The following is a 24,797-nucleotide window of genomic DNA, read 5'->3' as shown; positions in this document are numbered from 1 at the left end:
GGAGACCGGTGCGCTTCGAGATTATAGACGAAAGGACTGAACCCGCAACATGTTATGGACCAAGGAGAAGCTGACAGCACGAATTAAAGATCTTGAGCCGTTCCGATACCGGGATGAGCTGCGCATAGAGGGGATGAAATGCAAGCCTGACCCTGAGGGAGCAATCGGAGCCTATCCGCCGCAGCAGGATGACAGCTGGAAGGAGATTCGGGTCGGAGAGGCTTGGACAGGACGAGATACGTACCTGTGGCTTTCGTTCGAATGCGAAATTCCCGCTGCCTGGCATAATAAAAAGATTGTAGGCCGGTTTGATTTCGGGCAAACGGGCGTCGGCAATAACAGCGGGTTCGAGTCTCTATTATTTTTGAACGGGGCAGCGTACCAGGGCGTTGATTCTAACCACCAGGAGGTTTTCCTTCCTGCTGAGCTTACCGGGAAGCAAGTGCAGTTTACATTTCGTTTATGGTCGGGCCTGAACGGGTATGACAAGGCTGCATTAATCGATCACCGTCTGTCGATAGCGGGCCTGTGCTGGCTGGATGAGGCTTCCGATGACCTGTATTATTCCAGCCGGGCCGTACTGGACACAGTCAAGCTGCTGGATGAGAACCGTCCGGAGCATCATGAACTTCTGAAGGCGCTCGACCGGGCTTTTTTGCGGATTGACTGGTCAAGACCTGGCTCCGAGGCATTCTACACCTCTGTGGCTGAAGCGAGAGACCTGCTGAACAGCCAGCTGGACGCAATGCCGAAGCAGCATCCGGTTACCGTACGGTGCATTGGGCACACTCATATTGATGTGGCCTGGCTGTGGCAGCTGAAGCATACCCGGGAGAAATCGGCACGATCCTTCTCGACCGTACTGCGGCTGATGGAGCTGTTCCCGGATTATGTATTTCTGCAAACCCAGCCGCAGCTGTACGACTACATTCAGTCGGATTATCCGGAGCTGTACAAGCAGATTCAAGAGCGGGTGAAGGAAGGCCGCTGGGAAGCGGGCGGCGCAATGTGGCTGGAGGCCGATTGCAATTTGACCTCCGGAGAATCGCTGGTTCGGCAAATGCTGTACGGCACGCAATTTTTCCGTGAGCAATTCGGCGTGGAATGCCGCTATTTATGGCTGCCGGATGTATTTGGCTATAGCTGGGCGCTGCCGCAAATTTTGCGTAAATCCGGTATTGATATGTTTATGACAACCAAAATCAGCTGGAACCAATATAACCGGATGCCGCATGATACGTTCCGCTGGAAAGGGATCGACGGCAGTGAGGTTCTGACCCATTTCATTACGACGCCGGACCCGGGAAGCAGCGAAGGCGCGTTCTACTACACCTATAACGGCAGCGTCACGCCGGAATCGGTGCAGGGCATCTGGGAAGGCTACCGGGATAAAGAGATTAATCAGGAGCTGCTGCTTTCCTATGGCTACGGGGATGGCGGCGGCGGTGTAAACCGGGAGATGCTGGAGCTGCGCCGCCGGCTGGAGAAGATGCCGGGTCTGCCGAATGTGACGACCGGACGGGCTGACGAATACTTCGAACAGCTGAAGCAGCAAATTGCAGAAACCGACCGGTATGTGCATACTTGGGACGGCGAGCTGTATTTGGAGCTGCATCGCGGCACTTACACAAGCCAGGCCTACAACAAACGGGCCAACCGTAAGCTGGAGCTGTTCTACCGTGAAGCCGAATGGCTGAGTGTGCTGGGCAGCCTGCAGATCGGCAATTGGAGCAGCTATCCGCAAGCGTCGTTGTATGAGGGCTGGAAAATTATTTTGCGCAACCAGTTCCATGATATTATCCCGGGTTCATCAATTGGCGAGGTCTATGAGGATTGCCGCAGAGAGTACGCAGAGGCGTATGAAATCGGGCAGGCTGCATGGAGCCGCGCTGCTTATACGGTATCGGGTGAGGCCGAGGAGCGGGGCGATGTTCACAACCGGGAGAAGGAATATGCCTTCACCGTATTCAACAGCGCTTCGTGGGAACGCGACGACATGGCGTCCATTCCGCTGCAGCCGGGTATGGAGCAAGGGGACTGGTTTGATGCGGACGGAGGCAGGCTGGCCGCACAGCTGGCAGGAGCAGAGTGGCATGTCCGTGTCAAAAGGATTCCGCCGATGGGCTACACAACCATCTATTTCGTGTCAGGCCCATGGGCATCTGCAGATCAAGAGACAGCCTCTCCATTCCGGAGCGGCGCACGTGAGATATCCACGCCGTACTACCATATCGAGTGGAACGAACAGGGCCACCTCGTTCGGATTTATGATAAAACCGCCGGACGCAACGTACTGGCTGAGGGCGAAGCCGGGAACGTGCTGCAGGTGTTTGAGGATAAACCGAAGGGCCGTCATGAGGCGTGGGATATCGATATTTTTTATCAGGAAAAAATGCGGGTTATCGATCAGCTTCAAGCCGTTTCGGTGGACGAGGTCGGTCCGGAGCGTGCAGTGGTTTCGTTCCGCTGGATGTATGGCAGATCGGTTATCAGCCAGCAAATGGTGGTCTATGCCAGCCAGCGCCGGATTGACTTCGTTACCAAGGCCGACTGGCATGAGCAGCGTCAGCTGCTGAAAGCAGCCTTCCCGGTCAATGTGCGCTCCACCGAAGCCACGTATGACATTCAGTTCGGCAACGTGAAGCGCCCGACACACTGGAACACCAGCTGGGATTACGCCCGTTTCGAATCAGTGGGCCATCAATGGGCCGACTTGTCTGAACGCGGCTATGGCGTCAGCCTGCTGAATGACTGCAAATACGGTTATGACATCAAAGGCCATGTGATGCGGTTGTCCTTGATTAAAGCGGCCCTGGTGCCGGACCCGCAGGCTGATCAGGGTGAGCACGCGTTCACATATGCCCTGTACCCGCATGCAGGGGATTGGTATGACGGCGGTACCGTTCAAGCAGCGTGGTCCTTGAACGCGCCGCTGCAAGCAGTGAGCGGTAAGCCGTCCCAGACGAGGTTTTCGCTGGCCGGGATTACTGCGGACCATGTGATGATTGACGCTGTCAAAAAAGCGGAAAACAGCAATGCCATGATGATCCGGCTGCACGAGTTTGCCGGCAAACGCGGAGAAGTGCGCTTGACCAGCGATGCGGACATGAAGAGCTGGCAGGAGACGGATTTGCTGGAGCGTCCGGAGGACGGCAGCACGGCAGCCGAGGGACCGGTTGTATTCTCGATTCAGCCTTATGAGATCAAGACGTTCTTAGTGGTTTTAAATGAAGCTTAAAATGAAGCTTAAATTGAAGTGAAGCAGCGCATCGCTGTCCATCCCGGGCAGCGGTGTTTTTTATTGCGACTGGGCCTCGGGGTTATCCTGGACAGACGGTTCATAACGATCCGAGCATCAAACAAGCCGGATGCTTTTTACAGGGCGGCTTATTCATCCATCCGAAGGAGGATTGTTCACCGAATGGACCAACATACCGGTTATGAGATCGGAGACTGCCTTCATACACTGTTACCAGCCCGGGCACTCCGATAAGCTTTGTTTGATTCTGCAGCCGGAACATATAAAAGAAATGAATCACTGCATCAATTTACCGAAAAGTAGGATAAAATTATAGAGTGGGAAATACTGTAATGTGGTAAAAAACAAGGCCGACACGTTGTTTTACGTGGTTTAATTTACACAATTTCACGGTTTTGATATAATTGGTAGGGGATTCATTAATTATTTTTCGTTTTGTGATAAGAAAAATCTATATAGACAGGGGCGATTCGGTGGAGACGTATTCTAACAATTACGTGTTAGTGGCTATTTTTTTGTTCCTGGGAATTATGCTGCCGATAGTGGCCTTGTCGCTGGGGCGGCTGCTTCGGCCTAACAAGCCTACCGAGCAAAAAATGACGACGTACGAGAGCGGAAACGAGCCGGTAGGGGAAAGCCATGTCCGTTTCAACATCCGGTATTATTTGTTTGCGCTGATGTTTGTTATTTTTGATGTCGAAACTGTATTTATGTACCCCTGGGCGGTCGCATATGACAAGCTCGGGTTATTTGCGCTTGTGGAAATGCTGATTTTTGTGCTGCTGCTTGTCGTCGGTCTCCTATATGCCTGGAAGAAGAAGGTGCTGCAATGGAATTCGATTTAGCGTCAATTCGTCCGGAAGAAAAAGCTGAGCTGGAACGAAATATTTTTTTTACCACCCTCGAGCAGGTCAAAGGCTGGGCCCGCAGTAACTCGCTGTGGCCGCTTACATTCGGCCTGGCCTGTTGCGGGATTGAGATGATGAATACCGGCGCGTCCCACTACGATCTGGACCGCTTTGGGGTCATATTCCGGACTTCGCCGCGCCAGTCGGACGTCATGATTGTAGCAGGAACTGTAACCAAGAAGATGGCTCCGCTGCTCCGCCGGTTGTATGATCAGATGCCGGAGCCGAAGTGGGTCATCGCGATGGGCTCCTGCGCGACGGCCGGCGGGCCGTACATTAAGTCTTACTCCGTAGTAAAAGGCGTGGATCAAATCGTGCCTGTAGATGTATATATTCCAGGCTGTCCGCCGAATCCCGCGGCACTGATTTACGGAATTAACAAGCTGCAGGAAAAAATCCGTTATGAGGCCAAGACCGGGAAGCGGGTGACGAGCAGGTGAGCGAAGAGGAAAAAAAGGAGAAGGCGGAAGATCAGCCGAACGCTGCAGACGTAGAAGAAACAAGTACGGAAGCTCAGCGGGAAACAGTTAAGGAAGCGGTTACAAGCGAGCCGGCGGCGGGTTCTGCCGATGCCGACAAGGAAGCGAAGGCAAAGGCTGCGGCCGAGGCGCGGGCAGCCCGCGCGGCAGCCAGAGCCAAGCAGAGTGAGCCTGGCGGCGAGGAAGAGGCGGCGCCGAAAGGACCGTCGCCAAGCCAGCCGAAGCTGGACCGGCTGGTTGCCATATTGAAGGAGCAGGCTGGAGAAGAAGCGGTAGACGAGGCTTATATCAATGAGCGGAACGGTCATATCCCGACGGTCGTCATCAAGCCGGCTTATTGGCTGCAAAGCGCGCAAACGCTCCGCAATCATCCGGAATTAATGCTGGACTATCTTCGCAATATGACCGGGGCGGATATGGAGACGCATCTGGAGACGGTCTACCACCTGATTCAGTTTAAGGCCAAGCAGAATTATGCAGTACGGGTTAAAACCGATCGGGAAGCGCCTCAAATTCCCTCCGTAACTCCGGTATGGGCGACAGCGGATTGGAACGAGCGGGAAATATACGATCTTCTCGGCATCGATTTCCCGGGGCACCCGAATCTGACGCGCATTATGATGTCGGACGATTGGATTGGCCATCCGCTGCGCAAAGACTATGAACCGTATGACCCGGAGGTGTAGGCGATGATTCGAACGGAAGAACTGCTGCTTAACGTCGGCCCGCAGCATCCGAGCACGCACGGTGTGTTTCGCGTTATTGTTAAGCTGGATGGTGAAATCATTACTGAAGCGATTCCTGTGCTCGGGTATTTGCACCGGGGGACCGAGAAGCTGGCGGAGAACTTGAACTATACCCAAATTATCCCCTACACGGACCGAATGGATTACGTTTCCGCCATGACGAACAATTATGTGGTCGTCCATGCCGTCGAGACGCTGATGGGTCTTGAGGTTCCGGAGCGGGCCGAATTTCTAAGGCTCATCGTAATGGAGCTGCAGCGGATCGCCAGCCACCTGGTCTGGTGGGGCACTTACTTACTGGATATCGGGGCGATGAGCCCGTTCTTGTTTGCCTTTCGGGACCGGGAAATCATCATTGATTTATTCAACGAACTGTGCGGCGCGCGTCTAACCTACAACTACATGCGAGTCGGGGGCGTAAAATGGGATGCGCCTGAAGGCTGGATTCAAAAGGTTCGCGAGTTTGTGCCGTATATGCGAGAGAAGCTGGAGGAATACGATACGCTGGTTAGCGGAAACGAGATTTTTCTGGCACGGATTCGCGGCGTGGGGGCATATGATGCCCAAACGGCGATCCAGTATGGTTTGAGCGGCGCGAACCTGCGGTGTACGGGAGAGAAATGGGATTTGCGCAAGGATCAGCCTTACTCCCTTTACAGCCGTTTTGAATTCGATGTGCCGGTCGGAGTAAACGGGGACTGCTATGACCGTTACCTTGTACGAATGGAAGAAATCCGCCAGTCGCTTCGTATTCTGGAGCAGGCGGTTGAGCAATTTCCGGAAGGCGGGGAGACGATGGGCAAGGCCCCGCGTGTTATCCGTCCCCCGGAAGGAGAAGTGTATGTCGGTATTGAGTCCCCCCGGGGCGAAATCGGCTGCCACATTATTTCGAAGGGCAAAGACAAGCCATACCGACTGAAGTTCCGCAGGCCGTCGTTTGTAAACCTGCAAATTCTTCCGAAGCTGCTTGTGGGCCAAACGATGACGAACCTGATTACCATCCTTGGAGCGATTGATATTGTCGTCGGGGAGGTCGACTGCTGATGGACACCTTGCTGAATTCAAGCTTGACGTTAGGCAATGTCATCCTGCTGTTTCTGGTTGGCGTGATGATGCTGATGATTGTGCTTGGGTTTGTCACGTACGCAATATATGCAGAGCGCAAAATTCTCGGCTGGATGCAGTTCCGTATCGGACCGAACCGGGTCGGGCCGCTCGGGCTGCTGCAATCGGTCGCGGACGTGATGAAGCTGCTCATTAAAGAAGACACCATTCCGAAGAAGGCGGACCGAGAGCTGTTTATTCTCGCGCCGGTTCTCGCGTTCGTGCCCTCCTTCCTGGTTCTGGCCGTCCTGCCGTTTACCGAAACGTTCCACTTGGCCGATTTAAACGTCGGATTGCTGTACTACGTTGCCATTTCCGGTATCTCCACCATGGGCATCATACTAGGAGGCTGGGCATCCAATAACAAATACTCCCTGCTGGGAGGCATGCGATCCGCAGCTCAAATGATCAGCTATGAGATCCCGCTTGTCATCTCGGTGATTGGGGTCATCTTGCTGAGCGGGAGCTTGAACCTGCGCCAAATCGTAGAAAGCCAGGCCGGGGGCTGGTTCTGGAACTGGAACTTCCTGCCCCAAATAATCGGCTTTGCAGTGTTCATTGTGGCTGCGGTATCGGAGCTGAACCGGACGCCGTTTGATCTGCCGGAGGCGGAATCCGAGCTTGTTGCCGGCTACCATGTGGAATACAGCGGGTTCCGGTTTGCCTTCTTTATGCTGGCGGAGTACGTGTATGTGTTCGCCATCGCCTCCATGACCACGGTATTATTTCTGGGCGGCTGGCTGCCACCGTTTCCATTCCTTGCGTTTATACCGGGAATTGTGTGGTTCTTGTTCAAGTTTTGTCTGGTGGTCTTCTTCCTGATCTGGATACGCGGGACGCTGCCGAGGATTCGGGTAGACCAGCTGATGAGCATGGGCTGGAAGGTTCTGCTTCCGCTGGCGCTGGCCAATGTGTTCCTGACTGCGATTGTCAAGCAGCTTCTTCGTTAGGCATTTCTTGAGAATAGCGGCGTGCAAGGAAGGTGCTTCCAATGAATGCCGCGAATGTATACAGAGGCAGCTATTCAATTAAACCCACAGGGGTGATGAAACGATGAAAGGGATAGCCAGAGGACTTGGTGTCACACTCAAAAGCTTAACAGCCAAGAAGGTCACCTACGCTTACCCCGACGTGCCGCTGCAAATGCCGGATCGGTTCCGCGGCATACAGCATTTTGACCCGGAGAAATGTATCGTTTGCAACCAGTGCGCCCGGATTTGTCCGACCGAATGCATCTCCTTGACGGGAAAGCCGAACCCGGACCCCGACAAGAAAGGAAAAGTCATAGACACCTACGACATAAACTTTGAAATTTGTATTCTGTGCGACTTGTGTACGGAGGTTTGCCCGACCGAGGCGATCGTCATGACGAACAATTTTGAGCTGAGCGCGTACAGCCGGGACGATTTGTTCAAAAACATGCAGTGGCTCAGTGAGAACACGCAAAATATTCGCCAGGAGAATAATTCGGCGATGCCCAAGGGAGGCAAAAAGGATGCTGGATAACATGGTCAGCTTTTTGTCCAGCGGGGCGAATATCGCCTTTTTCCTGTTTGCCCTGCTTGCAATAGGCGGAGCGATCTATATGATTAGCTTCACAAAGGTGGTGCACATGGTCACGGCTGTGGCATTCACGTTTCTCAGTCTGGCCGGTGTGTACGTTCTGCTTGATGCGGAGTTTCTGGCCTTTGTGCAGGTGCTTATTTATGCCGGCGCGGTGTCCATTCTGATGATATTCGGCATTATGATGACAAAGCACCAGAGCGAGGAGGAGGAGCCCCGCCGTCCGCTCCATCAGGTGCTTGCCGCCGTGGGCGTGCTGGCGTTATTCGGAATTTTGTTCTATGCCATTCGGGAAGCGGTGTTCCCGCTGCAGCAGCTGGCCCCTGCCGCCGACAATACGAAGGAAATCGGCCTTCGGCTGTTCACCGAGCATGTCATTCCATTCGAGCTTGTATCGGTACTGCTGACGGTTGCTTTTATCGGGGCTATTATTTTGGCCAAAAGGGAGGAGGAGTAACGTGAGTGACGTCGTTACCGCATATCTCATTCTGGCTGCCATTCTATTCTGCATCGGCTTATATGGGGCGCTGACCAAACGGAATGCCGTCATCGTGCTCCTATGTATTGAGCTGATGCTCAATGCAGTCAACCTCAATTTGGTCGCCTTCGCCAAAATGGGCGTCAACCCCTCGCTTCAGGGCCAAATCTTCTCTTTATTCAATATGACCGTAGCCGCGGCTGAAGCGGCCGTTGGAATCGCGATTCTCATCTCGCTTTACCGTAACCGGGGCACAGCGGATGTCACTGAAATGGATCGTTTAAAAAAATAACGCAAGGAGGCTGACGACGCATGGAGATCTACTCGCATTACGCTTTTTTGATCCCGCTGCTTCCGCTCCTCGCGTTCTTACTGCTGACAGCAATGGGAAGGCAAATGAAGGAGCTTGGCACGCTGCTGAGCATCATGGCTGTGCTGATATCTTTTGTCGTGGCCGTGCTTGTATGGACTGAGCGGCTTGGAGCTGGTGCAAGCGCCTATACGTGGAATAATGCGGAATGGCTGAAAATCGGCGGATTTACAATGAGCATGGGCTTCGAGATCAACAATCTGAACGCACTGATGCTCCTGGTGGTCTCTTTGGTAAGCCTGTTGGTGCAGGTGTATTCCAAGGGATATATGAAGGGTGACGAGCGCATCAACGTATTTTTCGCTTATGTATCGCTCTTTACATTTGCTATGCTGGGGCTTGTGATTTCTGAAAACATTGTGCAGCTTTATATTTTTTGGGAGCTGGTCGGCCTGGGGTCATTCCTGCTAATCGGATTTTGGTATTACAAGCCGGAGGCTAAGGCAGCCGCGAAAAAGGCGTTTATTATGACGCGGATCGGGGATTTCGGCTTTTTGATTGGAATTCTGCTGCTGTTCTGGCACATGCCCGGCGGCGCTCTTGATTTCACCTCTATACATAATGCTGTGACGGAAGGGAAAATATCCGACGCAACCGCCACCTGGGTCGCTCTTCTTATCTTCGTCGGCGCAATCGGCAAATCAGGCCAATTCCCGCTGCATACCTGGCTTCCGGACGCTATGGAAGGTCCCACCCCCATCAGCGCTCTCATCCATGCGGCCACGATGGTGGCGGCCGGGGTATATTTGGTTGCCCGGACCTACGATGTATTTCAGGCTTCTCCGGATGCGATGTTGACCGTTGCATATGTCGGCGGGTTTACAGCGATTTTCGCCGCCACCATCGGCACGGTGCAAAATGACATCAAGCGTATTTTGGCTTATTCCACGGTCAGCCAGCTTGGCTACATGATGATGGCGCTTGGTATCGGGGCGTATTCCGCCGGAATCTTTCATCTGTTCACCCATGCCTTCTTCAAGGCGCTGCTGTTTTTGGCGGCGGGCAGTGTCATTCACGCCCTTCATACGCAGAACATTCATGAAATGGGCGGCGCTGCTTCCAAAATGAAGCTTACGACCTGGACCTTCGCAATCGGCGCTCTGGCATTATCCGGGATTCCGCCCTTCTCGGGATTCTGGTCCAAGGATGCGATTTTGGCCGAAGCGTGGCATCAATCACCGCTGCTGTTTGCCGTCGGAATCGTCGCCGCCTTTTTTACCGCCTTCTACATGGCCCGGCTGTTCTTCCTGGTGTTCACCGGACAGCCGCAAAGCGACGGGGCGCGGCAGGCGCATGAGTCACCAAGTGTCATGACCCTGCCCTTAGTGCTGCTGGCGATCCCTGCAGCTCTGGCCGGATTCCTGCAGCTTCCAGGCAGTGCCTTGTTCGAGCAGTGGCTTACCGGTCAAGCTCCTCAAGGGCATCACAGCTCTGCCGTTATGATTATTTCAACGTTGACCGGGCTGGCCGGTATCGGCCTTGGCTGGTTTCTATACGGCAGAAGGGGGGCCTCCCGCCGTGTGCCGGAAAGCCCGGGGGGGCTGCACCGTCTGCTGCTGAATAAGTATTATATCGATGAGATGTATGCGGTCGTGATCCTAAAACCGCTGTCGGTTATTCAGCTTCTGCTGCAAGCGTTCGATGATTATGTGGTAGGCGGGGCTGTCCGGGTCGTTTCGGGGACTGCTTCTTGGCTCGGCCGGATAAGTACAAGACTGAATAACGGCCAATTGCAAAATTACGGCCTCGTGCTCGTGCTCGGCTTGGTGCTGCTTGTACTTCTGTTGGCCGGAAGGAGGTTCATCCATGCTTGACGGCTTGCCGATATTGTCACTGATTGTGTTATCGCCGCTTGCCGGCATAATCCTGCTGGCCTGCATACCGAAGGAGCGGGGACGCCTCATCCGTGCGATAGGCATCATGATGGCATTTGTACCGTTCCTGCTTTCCTTGTGGCTGTACGCCGGATTTAATCAGCAGTCGGAAGGACTGCAATTTACGGAACAGCATACCTGGATTCAGCTTCCGCTGAGCCGTGAGGAAGACCTTGCTTCGGAAGCCATTACAGATTATTATGTGCAATTCGCCTACAGTCTCGGGGTAGACGGCTTGTCCATGGCGCTGGTGCTGCTGACAGGCTTCATCTCCTCCATGGCCGCGCTAGCTTCGGTATACGTCAAAAAACGCTGGAAATCGTATTACATTTTGTTTTTACTGCTGGAAGCCGGCATGCTGGGAGTGTTCACTGCGCAGGATTTACTGCTGTTCTTCGTCTTCTTCGAGATGACATTAATTCCGATGTTCTTCTTGGTTGGAATATGGGGCTACATGAACCGGGAAAAAGCGGCCAATTCCTTCCTGATCTACAATGGAGTCGGTTCGGCAGTCATGTTTATTGCGTTCCTGCTGCTGATCACGACAGCCGGAATGACGATGAGCATCAATGAGGCCCAGCAGCAGATGTCCTTCATCTACAGCGGAGATTTGCAGACCATTTCGGCCAACCTGCTTCAGCATGCCGATTCACTAGTCAACCGTGTGTTTGAAGGCAACCCGTTTTATGCCGATGGAGCGATGAGATGGACGATGTTCGTCCTGCTGCTGGTAGCCTTCGGAATCAAGCTGCCGATTTTTCCGTTTCATTCCTGGATGCTTCGCGTGCATACGGAGGCGCCGCCATCGGTCGTTATGATTCACGCTGGGGTTTTGCTGAAAATGGGAGCCTATGGCCTGCTCCGTTTCGGTATTCTGTTGTTTCCCCAGGAGGCGAAGGCAGGGGCGCTGGTGCTGGCCGTACTTGGTGTTGTAAACATTCTTTATGGGGCGCTGCTGGCGATGAGGCAGCGGGAATTCAAGCTGATTTTGGCCTATTCCAGCATTAGTCATATGGGCATTGTCCTGCTGGGTCTGGCTGCGTTTAACGAGATCGGCCTGCAGGGAGCTATTTTTCAGCTTGTCTCGCACGGTCTGATATCCGCCCTGCTCTTCCTGATTGTCGGTAATTTGTACGAGCGCACAGCCACCACACAAATCGACCGGCTGGGGGGACTGGCGAAGTCCATTCCATTTACGTCCGGGATGCTGCTGATTGCAGGCATGGCCTCTCTCGGACTGCCGTTATTGTCTGGATTTATCAGCGAGTTTCTGGCCTTGCTCGGCTTGTTCGGGCAGCATCCGGTGGTGACTACGGTCGGGGCCGTCGGTGTGATTTTGACCGCTGTCTATGTCCTGCGAGGGATTCTTCGCATCACGTACGGTCCGCTGCCGGATGCATTCCGGGATCTGCGCGATGCCCGATTGGTGGAAGCGGTGCCGATGATCCTGCTGGTGGCTTTTATTGTCCTGATCGGCATCTGGCCCTCTGTGCTTAGCGAACCGCTTGGGCAAACGGTCAGCGGATTTTATCAAACCATTTCAGCAGTGACAAAAACGGGAGGGTAGAGGCCAATGGATTCATTTCAGCGTTTGGCGGCCGGGGATCTGGTCCATCTTGCACCGGAATTGACCTTGGTCATCTCCGCCGTTCTATTGTCTGTCATTGATTTACTGCTGCCAAGGCAACGGTCCAGAAGCTTTCTGGGCTGGCTGACACTGGCTGCGCTGATTGTCTCGGCTGTGTTTACCGCTGGCGATTTGGCGGCCTTGAATATGGTGGATGCCCGGACCGGGACAATCGCATCCTCAGATGCCGTGCAGCTGCTGGGGCAAAGCTATCGTGTTGACGATTTTGCCAGCTTCATGAAGCTGCTTCTCCTCGGCGGCACGGCGCTTATTGTGCTGATGAGCATCGGATCGGTCAAACCAGAGGACATTCCTCACGTGGGAGAATATTATTATTTGTACTTGCCGGCTGTGCTCGGCGGGATGGTAATGGCCTCAAGCGGCGATTTAATTACGCTGTTTGTCGGTCTGGAGCTGCTCAGTATAACCTCCTATGTGCTCGTGGGCATACGGAAGAAGCGGCAGGAAACAAATGAAGCTTCCTTTAAATATGTGGTGATGGGCGGAATTTCCTCAGCTATTATGCTCTATGGAATGTCCTTTTTGTATGGAATATCGGGGTCCACCAATCTAGGGGATATTCAAAAAGCGGTTATTGGCGCGGATCATTCCATGACGCCGCTGCTGTATGTGTCCTTTTTCCTGCTGTTGGCGGGATTCGGCTTTAAAATAGCGGCGGCCCCGTTCCATACATGGGTGCCGGATGTGTACCAAGGAGCGGCTTCGCCCGTCACCGCTTTCTTGGCGGTCGTATCCAAGGGGGCGGCCTTCGCGCTCACGTTCCGGGTTCTATACAATTTGTACGGCACAGGCTCGTCCAGATTGACGGAGGATGTGCTGCTTTCCATCGGGGTGCTTGCGGCTGTCACAATGGTTGTCGGCAATGTGGCCGCCCTCCGCCAGAACAATATGAAGCGGCTGCTGGCCTTTTCCGGGGTAGCCAATACGGGGTATTTGCTCGTTCCGCTCGCATCGAACTTCACGATGTTTCATTACGGCAACGTGACGGAGCTGCTGTTCTACCTTCTGGCCTACCTGCTGATGACGATTGGAGCCATTGCCGTTCTCATTGCAGTGTCCGGCGATACCGGCAATGAAGAAATCTCGGCCTTCGCGGGACTATATTACCGCGCGCCGTGGACGGCGGTCGCCATGGTAGTGTTTCTGCTTTCTCTGGCCGGACTTCCGGTGACGGCGGGCTTCTTCGGTAAGCTGTTCATTTTGTTCGGAACGCTGCAGACGCAAAATTATTGGCTTCCCGCCATTATGGTTGTAACCAGCGTTATATCCTACTACTATTATTTCGGGGTTATCCGCCAAATGTTTATGCGTGCCACCACAGATGCTCCTGTCCGGGCTTCTGTCCCTCAGTATGCGGCTATTTGGCTGTGCGCACTGATGACCGTCTTGCTGGGGCTATTCCCGCACATTGTGCTGGGGTACTTAAATCAGGTGCTGTCTTTGACGCAGGACTTCTTCATCCGGTAAATATAGTGGTTGTCGCAAGCCTCTTCCGAACGGGAGAGGCCTTTTCTTTTTTCAACGGAATAGAGGAGTTTGGAAGGTGCGTGGCGAATATAAATTAGTTATAAAAAATGGGGTAAAGGTCCGTCCAGAATGAATAACACGATGAAAATAACAGCATCTATATTGCTTTGCAGTGTATTGGCAATGTCCCATTTCTCCTATAGCCTGGCTCCAGAAAGCATGGGAATGAGAGAGAGGGTAACTGTGATGAGCGCTGCTCCCCAGCAGGCGGCGGAGAGTCAGTCGGCTCAAGCGGATTCATGGATCCTGAAATGGAACAGCGAGCCTCCGGCCGAATTTTGGCACACGAGTGAGCGGATAAGCACATTCAAGGAGCTTGGGGTCGATGTTGTCCGTCCTGCGGAGGGGGTTGATCCTCGGGAGTGGCGCGTGAAGTGGGCGGGATCGGCTCAGGTGAAGTATATGCTTCCCAACCGGGAGCTCAGCTCGCTTGCCGCTGCGAACGACCCGTTCTTCAGCAGGCAAACCTACTTGAAGCAAATTCAGGCCGAGGCGGCGTGGGACATAGCAACGGGAAATGAAGGCTTCACGATAGCCATGATTGATACCGGGGTTGATTTGCAGCACCCGGATTTACAGGCTAATCTGGTTTCCGGATATAACGTGATTGATCCGGAACAGCCGCCCTTGGATGATAACGGTCATGGCACGAACGTGGCCGGAGTGATGGCTGCTGCGGGAAATAACGGCACCGGGGTAACCGGCCTCCTCTGGAGGGCCAAGCTCATGCCGATCAAGGCGCTGGAGCAAAGCGGCCGGGGAGATGAGGCGAAGCTGGCGGAGGGAATCCGCTACGCTGTCAATCACGGGGCGAAGGTGGTCGTCATGTCCGTAGGGCTCCCGGGCAGCGACCCGTTTCTGCAGGAAGTCGTGGAATATGCCGAGGCCCAAAATGTGCTGCTGGTTGCCGCAACAGGCAACGATGAAGGGGAAATGGTCCGGTTCCCGGCGGCTTATCCGAGTGTGCTTGCCGTTGGCGGAATTACCGGAACAGGAGAGGTTGAAGAGCGGTCCAATTATGGACCGGAGGTAGACCTGGTTGCGCCTTGGCTGGTATATACAACCGCGCAGGGCGGCGGATATGAGTATCGGGACGGCACGTCCATGGCGGCTCCGCAAGCCGCTGCGGTTGCTGCGCTTGTATGGCAGCAGCACCCGGATTGGACGGCCGCCCAGATTCGTAATCATATGCGAGGCTCCTCTCAGGACGTCGGAGCACCCGGCTGGGATGAGCACACCGGATACGGGCAGCTCAGGGCCGATTTGGCGTTGACGCAAGCCTACATTCCAGATTTGTACGAGCCGAATGAAACGAAGGCGTCGGCAGCCGTTTTCCCTTTGAACACCATGATAACAGCTGAGCTCAGCGGCAGCTCCGATAAGGACTGGTACTCGATGAAGATTCCTTACGACGGCCAGCTGCATTTGACGCTGCAGGCCGATCAGCCGGATGCTCTCCCGATGACAATGTATGTTGAATATGACGGCAAAACAATGACTCAGGATGTGACGCCCGGCAAACAAAGCACCCTTACGGTCCGAAAAGGAACCGTTTTTGTACGGATAGCCGCCAAAAACGCCGGTGCTGCTGCTTCCTCCACGTACCGTCTTTCGAGCAGCTTTGATATTTACGCAGATCCATATGAGGATAATGACCGCCAGTACAAAGCGTATGCCCTGCCGGCCCGCACACAGACGATCACCGGCACTTTTCATCGTCGCGGAGATCAGGACTGGTTCGTCGTTAAGCCGGAGACATCCGGAATTATGCGGGTGAGAGCCAGCACGGACAGCCCCAAAATCGATTTGGCCCTTCTTATACAGAAGCAAGGAGAGCGGGCGCTGACCATTGATGCCGGGGGACAAGGCCAGCCGGAGTATGCGCCTCAGATGGAGGTGCTGCCCGGCACGTACTACATTCGGGTGACCAACGCTTCTGATTTGGCTGCGGCAGCTGAATACTTCCTGAGTCTGGAATTTGTGCCGAAGCTTGTCGATCCGAATGAGCCGAATAACAAAGCATACCAGGCGACGGATATCCGCTTCGATTACCCGTATCAGGGGATTATCGATACAGCGGATGACGCCGATTGGTTCCGGTTTAAGCTGACGGAGGACAGTCTTGCTCAGTTCCGCCTTACCGGGCTGCCGGAGAAGGCAGATGTCTCCTATACCATTTACAATTCGAGTCTTGAAGCAGTAACCAGCGGCCAGTTTCCGGCCGGAACAGGAAGCGCCGCATGGCTTCAGCCCTTTGCGCCGGGCAGCTACTATATCAAGCTGACGGCAAACAGCTCCTTCTCGGATCAGCTGTATGAGCTGCAGGTTTCGCAAGCGCCATTGGTAAGCGGCTATATTGATATCGCCGATCACTGGGCTAAGACGGAAATCGCGGCTGCAACGGAAGAAGGTTGGGTTAACGGTTACGGGGAGTACATGTTTATGCCGAATCGGACGATAACCCGGGCGGAAGCGGCGGCTATGCTTGTGCGCGCCTTCGGCTTATCCCGCCAGATGGAGCTGAATTACACCGATTTGGCGGCGGATCACTGGGCGTATGAGGCTATTGCCGCCGCTACGCGCAAAGGGATTCTTCAAGGCTACCCTGACCAGACCATCGGTCCGGACAAGCCCTTGACCCGGATTGAAATGGCCAGCATGTTTGCCGGCGCGCTAGGAATTAGCGGCAAGCTGCGCGGACAAGCCCCGTTTGTGGATATTCCCGAAAGCCACTGGGGCGCCTCTATATTAAAACAGATGAAGGCAGAGGGCTGGCTGAACGGCTTTGATGACGGCACCTTCCGTCCCGATGAGCCGGCAACCCGAGCTGAATTCGTTGTGCTGCTGGAACGAATTCATCCACAATAAGGAGGGCATGACCTATGGGCGCGGCGGATCCGTTGTCTTTTTCTCTGGCGGTGTCGGGCATCACCAATATTGGCATCGTGCTGGTTTGCATCGGTATTTCCTGGTGGGTGCTTCAGCAGGTCCGGCTCGACGTTTTTCTTCGGCAGCCCAAGAGTCCGCAAGCCAAGCTGCTGCAGGTTGTGCTGACTATAGCGCTCGGTTACCAGTTGGCCCGGTTTTTCATCGATTATTTGAACTGGGCCAGTTTAATGAAGGGAATCGTTTCGTGAAAAAAATAGCGATTTTTATTCCGTTCCGAAGCGGGCGGCCCTTTTTGCTGGAATAACATTCATTTTTCTTGTCAACAATGTGTAGTATGAAATGCCGCGCATCAAGAATCGGCCCCCACAAAATTGCTGCAGGCTGCGAACGATTTCATATTGCCTTAAAGCACGGAATGACGGAGAACATCCGTTTATAAGCACATGTAAACAAATAACAGTTGTTCCACAACCACGCTTCATGTAAACTGTACAATGGACGGAACAAGGGAAGATGTTTCCAAATGTTCCAATGGAAATTTTTAGTAACGCGGAGGGAACCATGATGAGCAAAATAATCGTCCGCGGCGGACAGCGTTTGTCCGGCAGAATCAAGGTCAGCGGCGCCAAAAACGCCGTGCTTCCGGTCATCGCTGCATCGATTTTGGGTGCGGCAGGGGAAAGCGTGATTCACGATGTGCCTCGGCTTGACGATGTAATGACAATCAGCAAGGTGTTGCAAGGATTAGGTGTCCATGTTACTTATAAAGAAGAAATGATTCGGATTAATGCGGAGCACATTACCTCCTTTGACGCTCCGTATGAGCTTGTTCGCAAGATGCGCGCTTCCTTTTTGGTCATGGGTCCGCTGTTGGCCCGCTACGGGTATGCCCGGATTGCGCTGCCTGGCGGCTGTGCGATCGGAACACGCCCGATCGATCAGCATCTGAAGGGCTTTGAGGCCATGGGCGCGGAGATTGAGCTGGGGCAAGGCTTCATCGAGGCCCGGGTTACCGGACGCCTTCAAGGGGCCAAAATTTATTTGGACGTGGCCAGTGTAGGCGCTACGGAAAATATTATGATGGCCGCCAGTCTGGCAGAGGGAACGACAATTATCGAAAATGCCGCGAGGGAGCCGGAAATTGTCGACCTGGCAAACTATTTGAACGCCATGGGAGCCAAGGTTCGCGGCGCAGGAACAGGAGTTATCCGCATTGAAGGCGTGGAGCAGCTCCGGGGCGTTGTACATACGGTTATCCCGGACCGGATTGAAGCGGGCACGTACATGATGGCGGCGGCCATTACGGGAAGCCGTCTTATGGTAGAAGGGGCGATTGCCGATCACCTGCGTCCGGTAATTAGCAAGCTGCAGGAAATGGGCGTCACGGTACGTGAAGAGGAGAACGGCTTGGAGGTGCTCGCCGAACGGCCGCTGCGGGCGGTAGATGTCAAAACGCTGCCGTATCCGGGATTCCCGACGGATATGCAATCGCAGATGATGGCCCTCCTTCTTACCGCTGATGGTACGGGGATTGTCACCGAAACGGTTTTTGAGAACCGCTTTATGCATGTGGAAGAGCTGAAAAAGCTGAACGCCCAAATCCGTGTGGATGGACGAACCGCTATAGTAAGCGGAAGCAACCGTTTGAAGGGTTCGAAGGTGTGCGCCACCGATTTGCGCGCAGGGGCGGCATTGATTTTGGCCGCGCTCGTCGCTGAAGGAGAAACGGAAATAAGCGGCACCCACCATATTGATCGCGGCTACGACGACATTACGCGCAAGCTGCAGATGATCGGGGCGGACATCCGGCGAGTGGAGTTTACAGTGCCTCAGGAAGTGGAGAATGAGAGGAAGCTGTTTGCCGTGCAGCCGGCTCCGACTCTGGCGTAAGCAGAGCAAGACGGTTTGCGGCAGCAAAATTCTCCGCAGTACAGACAATCGAATGCATAACCTTTGAGCCAGGCTCCCCGGGAGCTTGGTTTTTTGCTGTTGTTGCTTCTTCGCCGGGACTGCGCAGCCAGGATAAAACCAAAGAACAATCGACCTACCTTCAGCAGCATTGGAGGCACTATTTTGAAGCGAGTGTCTCTTAAAATGAAAATGTGTGATGGAGGTCTTCCCGGTTCCCGTTCTATTAAACCCGCACCGTTCATATGATGGAAAAAGAGAGGGCTTCTCGAACATACAGGTGGAGGATTTCTATGAAAATGCGACTACGGACTCGAAAACCGCTTCTCTGGGGGCATGCAGGCTTGTCCATGCTGGCGTTTCTAGCTGTACTCATTCCCGGTATTCTAGCAATGCAGCGTGCGGAATCCCACCCTATCCCCGATCCGGCTGTGACCCGGGAGACTGCCTCTTCGGAGCTATTCCCGGTGCAGGAGGAGGCCAAGCCGTTTCTGATTTCGGTTTACTTAACAGGGTCAAGCCAAGTGGAGCAGGTCCCGCTGGAAACGTATGTCCGCGGCGTTCTTGCCGCAGAAATGCCGGTTGAGTTCGAGCCGGAGGCGCTTAAGGCGCAGGCCTTGGCGGCACGGACCTACATTATCCGGCGCTTGTGGGAGCAGGACTCTTCCGGAATGCCGGAACAAGCGGGTCAGGCCCAGGTTACCGACTCCATTACCCATCAGGCGTATCTCAGCCAAAAGCAGCTGGCTTCCAAATGGAAAGGCCCTGCAGCGGAGGCGAACATGGAGAAGCTGAACAAGGCTGTGCAGGAGACGGCGGGACAAATCATCACGTATGAAAACAAGCCGATCAACGCAACTTTTTTCTCGACGAGTAACGGTTATACGGAAAACTCCGAGGAGTACTGGGGCATCTACGTGCCGTACCTGCGCAGTGTGGCCAGCCCTTGGGATGTCAGCGAGTCCCCCAAATACAAGGCGACCCAGCGCATGAGCCAAGCGGAGATGCTGCGTAAGCTGCAGCAGGGAACGGCGGTCCCTGTTGTCAAATCGGGTTCGGGGACTGTTTCGGCAATAACGGTTCTGGCCCGTACGGCAGGCCATCGCATCAAGACGATCCGGGCTGCCGGCCAGCTATATTCAGGCAAGGACTTCCGCGAGCGGCTAGGCTTGAATTCCTCCCAATTTACCTGGCGGCTGATTGGCAAGGAAATCGAATTCACGACGTACGGCTACGGGCATGGAGTCGGCATGAGCCAATGGGGGGCCAATGGAATGGCCCGTGCGGGCAGCACGGCGGAGCAGATTGTCCGGTATTACTATAGCGGCGTTCAAATCGAAAGAGTAGAGCCGTTTTTGTAGGTCAAGGATTCTCTTAAAAAATCTATCGCCTCACGTATAAAACCGATTGTGCTGGCAACAATGATTACTGAGGTGATGACCAAATGAATGAATCTAATAAAGAGATTCAGAATCAAGAGTTGAAAAACAAAGAGAACGCTCCAAAGCAAGCAAATGGAGCACCGGCAGTAGAGTCTTCCGGCTGGAGGAAGCTGCTGGCGAAAAAATGGGTATTTCCAGCAACCTACATGGCCGCCGCAGCAATCATTCTAACCTTAATGTGGGTGTACCAGCAATCGGGTTCGCTGTCGTTGTCCGAAGGCGACTTGGGATTAAAAGTCGATAAGCCCGGACAAACCGTGACCGATTCGGTATCTGGGCCGGACAATGCGCTGGCTGTCGCCGCACCCGCAGAGACGATGCAGTGGCCGGTCGCCGACCAGACGAGTGTGAAGGTTGTACTGCCGTATTATGACAGTAACGCTTCGGCGGAGGCCCGCCAAGCGGCAATGATTCAGTTCGGCGATTCCTTCATTCCGAACGTGGGCATTACCCTGGCCCGCGGGGACGGCCAAAGCTTCGATGTTCTGGCCGCGTTAAGCGGAACGGTGTCCTTGGTGGAGAAGCACAGCGTAGTCGGCAATCAGGTTGAGATTACGCATCCGAATGGATTAATTACGGTGTACCAAAGCCTGGCTGATGTACAAGTGCAGACGGGAGCCCAAATCAAGAAGGGCGACGTAATTGCCAAAGCCGGACGCAACGAACTGCAAAAGGCCCTGCCGGCTCACGTCCAGTTCGAGGTTCGTCAGGCGCAGGACGGCACACCGCTTAATCCGGAGCAGCTTCTGGCAGGAGTTGCCGGCACGAATACCGCCGCTAACTAATGTACCCGGACAGTATATGCAGCGAGGGGATTCCCCCGCTGCTTTTTTGTGTAATTAGACAGGTAAAGATAGGGCAGCCGCAGCATGTTCGTGGCTTGATTCGTGCAATAGGCCTTCGGCCGGGGCGATCGGTGAAATTTATTGCCGAGTTTAGGCTTGTCAGGCTTGGAAACAAAGAATATAACGTTTCCCTCCTCATATAATGTACCAATCTAACTCGAGTAGGGAGGCGAGGGTAGTGCACGATTACATCAAGGAGCGAACGATCAAGATCGGCCGCAGTCTCGTTGAAACGAAACAGACGGTCCGCACGATTGCCAAGGAATTTGGCGTTTCTAAAAGCACCGTGCACAAGGATTTGACGGAGCGGTTGCCCGAGATCAACCCGGAGCTGGCAGGCCAGGTCAAAACGATCCTGGAGTACCATAAGTCGATACGCCACTTGCGCGGAGGGGAGGCGACGAAAATCAAGTACAAACGGACCCGCCCTCCCAAAAACGCGGAAGTGTTGGTATCGGCTCGTTCCTGATCGAAAAGTTCCGGGGAAAAAAAGGATTTTGGTGTTCATTGTCGAACTTTATCACAGATATGTACATCGACACTTTTTAGCAGAACCATCAATTTTTTCTTTGGAACGGTAATCAGGGAGGAACGGCGCAAATGTTTGGGAAGGATATTGGAATTGACTTGGGCACGGCAAATGTGCTTATTCATGTGAAAGGGAAGGGTGTCGTTCTTGACGAGCCCTCCGTAGTCGCGATAGAAAGCGATGTTAAGCGGGTGCTTGCTGTTGGTGAGGAGGCGCACCGCATGGTGGGACGGACACCGGGCAACATCGTGGCCATCCGCCCGCTCAAAGACGGCGTTATTGCCGATTTTGAAATTACGGAACTGATGCTGAAGCACTTTATTCAAAAAATCGGCGGTAAGGGCCTGTTCAGCCATCCCCGTATTTTGATCTGCGCGCCGGCCAATATTACCTCGGTGGAGCAGAAGGCCATTCGTGAAGCGGCAGAGCGAAGCGGCGCCAGAGAGGTGTTTCTGGAGGAAGAGCCGAAAGCCGCTGCGATCGGGGCGGGGATGGATATTTTCCAGCCGAGCGGTAACATGGTTGTCGATATTGGCGGGGGAACGACGGATGTCGCGGTATTATCGATGGGCGACGTCGTTACCTCCTCTTCTATTAAGATGGCGGGGGACAAGTTCGACACGGCCATTTCCAAATATATCAAAAATAAGTACAAGCTCCTCATCGGTGAACGCACAAGCGAGGATATCAAAATCAAAATCGGCACGGTTTTCAACGGCCGCCGGGAGTCCATGGATATTCGCGGACGGGACATGGTCTCCGGCCTTCCGATTACCGTTACCATCTATTCCGAAGAAATTCGCGAAGCCCTGATGGAGCCGGTCTCGGCGATTGTAGCTTCTGCAAAATCAGTTCTGGAGAAAACGCCGCCAGAGCTGTCGGCGGACATTATTGACCGCGGCGTCATACTGACGGGTGGCGGAGCCATGCTGCACGGGCTGGACGAGCTGCTCGCGGAGGAGCTCAAAGTGCCTGTTCTCATTGCTGAGGACCCGATGCATTGTGTTGTGAAGGGCACCGGCATTATGCTGGATAACCTGGACAAGGTGACTCGCCGCAAATAGGGATAAACTTTTTAACGAAACTTGTCGATATACGAAGTAGGATTGTCCCTGGAGGTGCTTACCCTTGTTAAGAGGATTGTATACCGCTACAGCGGGAATGATTTCGCAGCAGCGGAAACACGATACGATTACAAACAACGTGGCTAATATGAATACACCTGGGTTTAAACAAAATCAAACTTCGTTGCGCAGTTTCCCGGAGATGCTCATTTCGCTCGTTGGCGGTGAACCCGGCCAGCCGACAAGCAAATCGATCGGACGAATGAACACGGGCGTATTTGCTGAAGAGAATGTCCCGGTATTCATGCAGGGGGATTTGAACGAATCCGGCAACCCGTTTGATTTCGCGCTTATTTCCAATATTCAGGTGGACGGAATCCAGTTTGACGGCAGCGGTAAAGGCGTATCGGCCGATGGTCAGATTGTGTTTCAGCCGCAGTCGTTTTTCTCTGTGCAAAATGCCAATGGCGAGGAGCGTTACACCCGGAACGGGAAATTTACCGTTAACCAGCAGGGCGAGCTGATTACAGGCGAAGGCTATCTCGTGCTGGATGCGAATCGTCAGCCGATTCAACTGATTGACCCGAACACTCAGGCCGGCGAAACCAAAATCCGGGTGAATGAGAACGGCCAGCTGTTCAATGAGGTGAACGGACAAGCGGTGCAAGATGCGGCGGGCAATCCGCAGACGCTTCTTATTTCAATCGTGGACAACCCCGGCCTGCTTGTACGGGAAGGCAATGGCACATACCGTCTGACGGAAGGACAGGCCCGGACGGCCACACAGCAGGATCAGGTGCTTGTGCGTCAAGGCTATTTTGAGCGTTCGAATGTAGATCCGAGTCAATCGATGGTAGATATGATGAGCGCGTCCCGGGCGTATGAAGCGAATCAAAAAGTCATTCAAGCCTACGATAAAAGTCTCCAGCTGGCGGCTAACGAAATAGGCAAAGTATAGACGGAGGTTAACTCATGAACGATTCTCTCATCAATGCATCGGTCTCGCTGAACGGGCTGCAAAACAAGCTGGACGTGCTTGCGCATAACATCGCCAATAGTAATACGATCGGATTTAAACGGAAGAACGCGACGTTTCATGATATTTTCACCAGCACCTTGAATCAGCCGCAAGGCTTTCAACAGCAAGGCCGTATGACCCCGCTCGGACTGACGTATGGCTGGGGAGCCAAGCTGAGCCAGATTCAGGTGGACATGTCCCAAGGAACCCTTAAAAACACGGATAACCCTATGGACTTCGCGATTGAAGGAGAAGCGCTGTTTGAGGTTCAACGTACTGGGGCGGACGGCAATGTCCAGCGCACTTGGACGAAGGACGGGGCCTTTTCCTTCTCGGTTAACCCGGCCAACCCGGAGATGGTATTTTTGACGACCAAGGAAGGCAATTTCGTCATCGATGCGGCATCGAACCAGCCGATTCAAATTCCCAGGAATAACCGGATTCAAGTTGATGCGGACGGTAACGTAATGGCTTATAATGAAATCAACCGTGACGAACCGCCGACAGCGGCAGGAAGTCTGAAGCTGATGCATATTATTCGTCCTCAGCTCCTGGATCAGGTCGGAGAAAAACTGTTTGCTTTGCAGAACGGAGTAAATGAAGCCGATGCGCTGACACAGGTCGCCGGACAGGTTGATTTGCCTCAGATTTCCGTGCGCCAGGGTTTTTTGGAGCAATCGAACGCGATTCTGGCCAATGAGATGACGGACCTCATCACAACGCAGCGGGCGTACCAGATGAACGCGCGGGCGATTACGTCGGCAGATATGATGATGGGTATTGCGAATAATCTTCGAGCATAGCCCGTCAGTGATTGGAGGATGCCGCTGATGAGTGAGCAACCAAGAAGCCATCCCTGGCCGCAGGATGAAGCAGCGCCTGCCGCCGCCGCTAAGGAGAAACCGGCCCGCGGCAAACCAAAGCAGCATGCGGCATTTACGATTTTAAAAGTGATAGGTCTTCCTCTCTTGTGCCTATTGGCCGGCGTGACAGGACTACTGGTCGGGTATGTATATTTAGGCCGTCAGGAACCGCACGAAGTGTTCAGCTGGAGTACATGGAAGCATTTGTATGACCTGGTATTTGCGGATAGCTAGACTCCCCGGCGACGGGGAGTTTTTTTTTTCAAACAAGAACGTTATAATG

22 protein-coding genes are annotated in these 24,797 nt (G+C 53.8%); all 22 read left to right on the top strand.

The features are described from left to right. Positions 1–49: 49 nt before the first annotated feature. The 22 genes from WBG83_RS08350 to WBG83_RS08245 all read left to right on the top strand — a co-directional run bounded on the left by WBG83_RS08350 (position 50) and on the right by WBG83_RS08245 (position 24,748). Positions 50–3,238: an alpha-mannosidase gene (locus tag WBG83_RS08350; protein WP_336744379.1), complete on the top strand. Its 3,189-nt coding sequence runs from the start codon at positions 50–52 to the stop codon at positions 3,236–3,238. A gap of 551 nt (positions 3,239–3,789) precedes the next feature. Continuing rightward, positions 3,790–4,104 (top strand): NADH-quinone oxidoreductase subunit A, encoded by a 315-nt coding sequence (locus WBG83_RS08345; protein WP_336744477.1) that lies wholly within the window; start codon positions 3,790–3,792, stop codon positions 4,102–4,104. Continuing rightward, a complete protein-coding gene (locus WBG83_RS08340) occupies positions 4,089–4,607 on the top strand; it encodes a NuoB/complex I 20 kDa subunit family protein (protein WP_336744377.1) in 519 nt (172 codons plus the stop codon). The genes WBG83_RS08345 and WBG83_RS08340 overlap by 16 nt, the downstream gene beginning before the upstream one ends. Beyond that, complete coding sequence (locus WBG83_RS08335; RefSeq protein WP_336744375.1) at positions 4,604–5,332, top strand: NADH-quinone oxidoreductase subunit C; 729 nt, start codon at positions 4,604–4,606, stop codon at positions 5,330–5,332. Before WBG83_RS08340 ends, WBG83_RS08335 begins: the two co-directional genes overlap by 4 nt. A gap of 3 nt (positions 5,333–5,335) precedes the next feature. Further along, positions 5,336–6,436 carry an NADH-quinone oxidoreductase subunit D gene (locus WBG83_RS08330; protein ID WP_336744374.1) on the top strand — a complete coding sequence of 367 codons (1,101 nt, stop codon included), beginning with the start codon at positions 5,336–5,338 and terminating at the stop codon, positions 6,434–6,436. Continuing rightward, the gene (gene nuoH / locus WBG83_RS08325) at positions 6,436–7,446 is read left to right on the top strand and encodes an NADH-quinone oxidoreductase subunit NuoH (protein WP_336744372.1); all 1,011 of its coding nucleotides are present in this window, start codon (positions 6,436–6,438) and stop codon (positions 7,444–7,446) included. The genes WBG83_RS08330 and nuoH overlap by 1 nt, the downstream gene beginning before the upstream one ends. Positions 7,447–7,549: 103 nt before the next feature. Then, a complete protein-coding gene (gene nuoI, locus WBG83_RS08320) occupies positions 7,550–8,002 on the top strand; it encodes an NADH-quinone oxidoreductase subunit NuoI (protein ID WP_336744370.1) in 453 nt (150 codons plus the stop codon). Next, on the top strand, positions 7,992–8,516 hold the full coding sequence (locus WBG83_RS08315) for an NADH-quinone oxidoreductase subunit J (protein WP_336744368.1): 525 nt from the start codon (positions 7,992–7,994) through the stop codon (positions 8,514–8,516). Before nuoI ends, WBG83_RS08315 begins: the two co-directional genes overlap by 11 nt. Before the next feature lies 1 nt (position 8,517). Beyond that, on the top strand, positions 8,518–8,829 hold the full coding sequence (nuoK, locus tag WBG83_RS08310) for an NADH-quinone oxidoreductase subunit NuoK (protein WP_336744366.1): 312 nt from the start codon (positions 8,518–8,520) through the stop codon (positions 8,827–8,829). 20 nt (positions 8,830–8,849) lie between these two features. Continuing rightward, on the top strand, positions 8,850–10,721 hold the full coding sequence (gene nuoL / locus WBG83_RS08305) for an NADH-quinone oxidoreductase subunit L (RefSeq protein ID WP_336744364.1): 1,872 nt from the start codon (positions 8,850–8,852) through the stop codon (positions 10,719–10,721). Beyond that, the gene (locus WBG83_RS08300; RefSeq protein ID WP_336744362.1) at positions 10,714–12,348 is read left to right on the top strand and encodes a complex I subunit 4 family protein; all 1,635 of its coding nucleotides are present in this window, start codon (positions 10,714–10,716) and stop codon (positions 12,346–12,348) included. Before nuoL ends, WBG83_RS08300 begins: the two co-directional genes overlap by 8 nt. A gap of 6 nt (positions 12,349–12,354) precedes the next feature. Continuing rightward, positions 12,355–13,896, top strand: coding sequence for an NADH-quinone oxidoreductase subunit N (locus tag WBG83_RS08295; RefSeq protein ID WP_336744360.1), 1,542 nt, complete (start codon positions 12,355–12,357; stop codon positions 13,894–13,896). Positions 13,897–14,142: 246 nt separating this feature from the next. Continuing rightward, positions 14,143–16,824, top strand: coding sequence for a S8 family serine peptidase (locus tag WBG83_RS08290; protein ID WP_336744358.1), 2,682 nt, complete (start codon positions 14,143–14,145; stop codon positions 16,822–16,824). Between the two features lie 14 nt (positions 16,825–16,838). Next, the gene (locus WBG83_RS08285) at positions 16,839–17,093 is read left to right on the top strand and encodes a DUF1146 family protein (RefSeq protein ID WP_336744356.1); all 255 of its coding nucleotides are present in this window, start codon (positions 16,839–16,841) and stop codon (positions 17,091–17,093) included. A gap of 316 nt (positions 17,094–17,409) precedes the next feature. Next, positions 17,410–18,735 carry a UDP-N-acetylglucosamine 1-carboxyvinyltransferase gene (gene murA / locus WBG83_RS08280; protein ID WP_336744476.1) on the top strand — a complete coding sequence of 442 codons (1,326 nt, stop codon included), beginning with the start codon at positions 17,410–17,412 and terminating at the stop codon, positions 18,733–18,735. Positions 18,736–19,046: 311 nt separating this feature from the next. Beyond that, complete coding sequence (gene spoIID, locus WBG83_RS08275) at positions 19,047–20,114, top strand: stage II sporulation protein D (protein ID WP_336744354.1); 1,068 nt, start codon at positions 19,047–19,049, stop codon at positions 20,112–20,114. 83 nt (positions 20,115–20,197) lie between these two features. Beyond that, positions 20,198–20,980: a M23 family metallopeptidase gene (locus WBG83_RS08270; protein ID WP_336744351.1), complete on the top strand. Its 783-nt coding sequence runs from the start codon at positions 20,198–20,200 to the stop codon at positions 20,978–20,980. A gap of 238 nt (positions 20,981–21,218) precedes the next feature. Continuing rightward, positions 21,219–21,509 carry a sporulation transcriptional regulator SpoIIID gene (gene spoIIID / locus WBG83_RS08265; protein WP_336744349.1) on the top strand — a complete coding sequence of 97 codons (291 nt, stop codon included), beginning with the start codon at positions 21,219–21,221 and terminating at the stop codon, positions 21,507–21,509. Positions 21,510–21,640: 131 nt separating this feature from the next. After that, complete coding sequence (locus WBG83_RS08260; protein WP_336744348.1) at positions 21,641–22,633, top strand: rod shape-determining protein; 993 nt, start codon at positions 21,641–21,643, stop codon at positions 22,631–22,633. 64 nt (positions 22,634–22,697) lie between these two features. Then, a complete protein-coding gene (locus WBG83_RS08255) occupies positions 22,698–23,591 on the top strand; it encodes a flagellar hook-basal body protein (protein ID WP_336744347.1) in 894 nt (297 codons plus the stop codon). A gap of 14 nt (positions 23,592–23,605) precedes the next feature. After that, complete coding sequence (locus WBG83_RS08250; RefSeq protein ID WP_336744345.1) at positions 23,606–24,454, top strand: flagellar hook-basal body protein; 849 nt, start codon at positions 23,606–23,608, stop codon at positions 24,452–24,454. Positions 24,455–24,481: 27 nt separating this feature from the next. Next, the gene (locus tag WBG83_RS08245; RefSeq protein WP_336744343.1) at positions 24,482–24,748 is read left to right on the top strand and encodes a DNA-directed RNA polymerase subunit beta; all 267 of its coding nucleotides are present in this window, start codon (positions 24,482–24,484) and stop codon (positions 24,746–24,748) included. The last annotated feature ends 49 nt before the right edge of the window (positions 24,749–24,797 follow it).

The sequence above is a fragment of the Paenibacillus sp. y28 genome, assembly GCF_037137075.1.
Lineage (GTDB): Bacteria > Bacillota > Bacilli > Paenibacillales > NBRC-103111 > JBBBNV01.
Note: the sequence above shows the minus strand (reverse complement) of the source record. Positions and strands in the feature narration are given on the sequence as shown.